This is a genomic window from Nocardiopsis sp. TNDT3 (genome assembly GCF_003427465.1).
GTDB lineage: Bacteria > Actinomycetota > Actinomycetes > Streptosporangiales > Streptosporangiaceae > Nocardiopsis > Nocardiopsis dassonvillei.
In genome coordinates, this window is record NZ_QPFC01000479.1 from 1 (window position 1) to 1,951 (window position 1,951).

Consider the following 1,951-nt stretch of genomic DNA (forward strand, 5'->3'; position numbering starts at 1 on the left):
CGCCGCCGGGGACGGTGACCACGACCGCGAGCGGGCCGTGGCCCGGCTCCTCGCGCGCCAGGACGGCGCGCAGCTCGCCCACGCGGGCGTCGGAGACCAGGAACGGGCCGACGTACTCGGCGCGCTGTCCGGCCCGGTGGGCGCGGTGGGCGGGCAGCGCCCCGCCCATGGGGGCGTTGCCGGGCGGGAAGAGGGCGGCGTCGTCGAACAGGCCGCGGTACAGCTCGGCGCTCACCGCCGCTCCCTCCGTCCCCCGGCCCAGGTCCAGGCGTAGACTCCGTCGTCGCTGGCCAGGCCGCCCTCGCCCAGGTCGAGCGGGCGGAAGGTGTCGACCATGACGGCGAGTTCGTCGAAGGCCTCGGCGCCGATGCTGCGCTCGTAGGCGCCGGGCTGGGGGCCGTGGGAGTGGCCGCCGGGGTGCAGGGAGATGGAGCCCTGGCCGATCCCGGAGCCCTTGCGGGCCTCGTAGTCGCCGCCGCAGTAGAACATGACCTCGTCGGAGTCCACGTTGGAGTGGTAGTAGGGCACCGGGATGGCGCCGGGGTGGTAGTCCACCTTGCGCGGCACGAAGTTGCAGATGACGAAGTTGTGGCCCTCGAACACCTGGTGCACGGGCGGCGGCTGGTGGACGCGGCCGGTGATGGGCTGGAAGTCGGCGACGTTGAAGACGTAGGGGTACAGGCACCCGTCCCAGCCCACGACGTCGAAGGGGTGGGTGGGGTAGGTGTATCGGGTGCCGGAGATGCCCCCGGGACCGTCGCCGCGGTGCTTGATGAGCACGTCGACGTTCTCGCCCTCGGCCAGCAGCGGCTCGGAGGGGCCGCGCAGGTCGCGTTCGCAGTAGGGTGCGTGCTCCAGGAACTGCCCGTAGCGGGACAGGTAGCGCTTGGGCGGGGCGATGTGGCTGTTGGCCTCCACCACGTAGGCGCGCAGGGGCTGGTCGCCGGTGGGCACCCAGCGGTGGGTGGTGGCGCGCGGCAGGACGACGTAGTCGCCCTGGCCGACCTCCAGCAGACCGAAGACGGTCTCCACGCGGGCGGTGCCCGACTCCACGTACACGCACTCGTCGCCGATGCCGTTGCGGTACAGCTCCGAGGGCGCCCCGGCGACCACGTAGGAGATGCGCACGTCGTCGTTGCCCAGGACCAGGCGGCGCGACTCGACGACGTCGGCGGCCTTCCACTCCTGGTCGGAGAACAGCTCGTGCAGTTTGAGGTGGCGCGGCACCATCGGGGCGTTGCGGGTGCGGGACTGGTCGGGGACCTCCCACTCGGCGGCGTCGACGATGGCCGAGGGGATGGCGCGGTGGTAGAGCAGCGAGGAGTCGGCGGAGAAGCCCTCCTCCCCCATCAGCTCCTCGTAGTACAGCCCGCCCTCGGGGGTGCGGTGCTGGGTGTGGCGGGTGCGGGGCACCTCGCCGACCTGGCGGTAGTAGGCCATGGCGGTGTTGTCCCTTCCGTGTGGAGTGGGTCCGGGTCAGGCGGTCGGGGCGGGCTCGTCGCCGCGCGGGTCGGGCACGGTTCCTGCGGGGCGGTCCGCGGCGGCGGAGGCCCTGGGGTCGGAAGTCCTGTCGGCGGCCGGACCGCTCGCGCCGTCCGTCGAGGCGGGCACCGCCGGAGCCGGGGCGAACCCCAGCGCGGTGCGCACGGCCGCGCGCACGGCGTCGGGGTCTGCGCCCGCGACGACGGCGGCGACGTGGGCGTCGGGGCGCACCAGCCACACCTGTCCCGGCTCGGGTACCAGCGCCCTGGTCAGCGCGCCGGTGGTGTCGATCCGGTCCAGGTACAGGGCGGTGACGGGCGCCGGGGTGGCCCCGCGCGCGGCGGCGCGCACGCCCTCCAGGAACGCGTCGGGGTCGGCGCCCTCGGGGGCGGCGCCCACCAGCAGGGTCAGGCCCTCGCGCAGCAGGGGGCGCAGGCGCGCCGGGGCGTCGTCGCCGGGCAGGTCCACG

The 1,951-nt window shown here is 74.7% G+C and carries 1 protein-coding gene and 2 pseudogenes; all 3 read right to left on the reverse strand.

What is annotated here, in order from left to right:
• A pseudogene (locus DQW06_RS12410) lies at positions 1-235 on the reverse strand (hypothetical protein); the annotation flags it as partial.
• Positions 232-1,440, reverse strand: a complete 1,209-nt coding sequence (locus DQW06_RS12415) for a homogentisate 1,2-dioxygenase (protein WP_019607483.1) — start codon at positions 1,438-1,440, stop codon at positions 232-234. The gene DQW06_RS12415 and the pseudogene DQW06_RS12410, both read right to left, overlap by 4 nt.
• Before the next feature lie 36 nt (positions 1,441-1,476).
• Positions 1,477-1,951: pseudogene (locus tag DQW06_RS12420) on the reverse strand (pentachlorophenol monooxygenase); the annotation flags it as partial.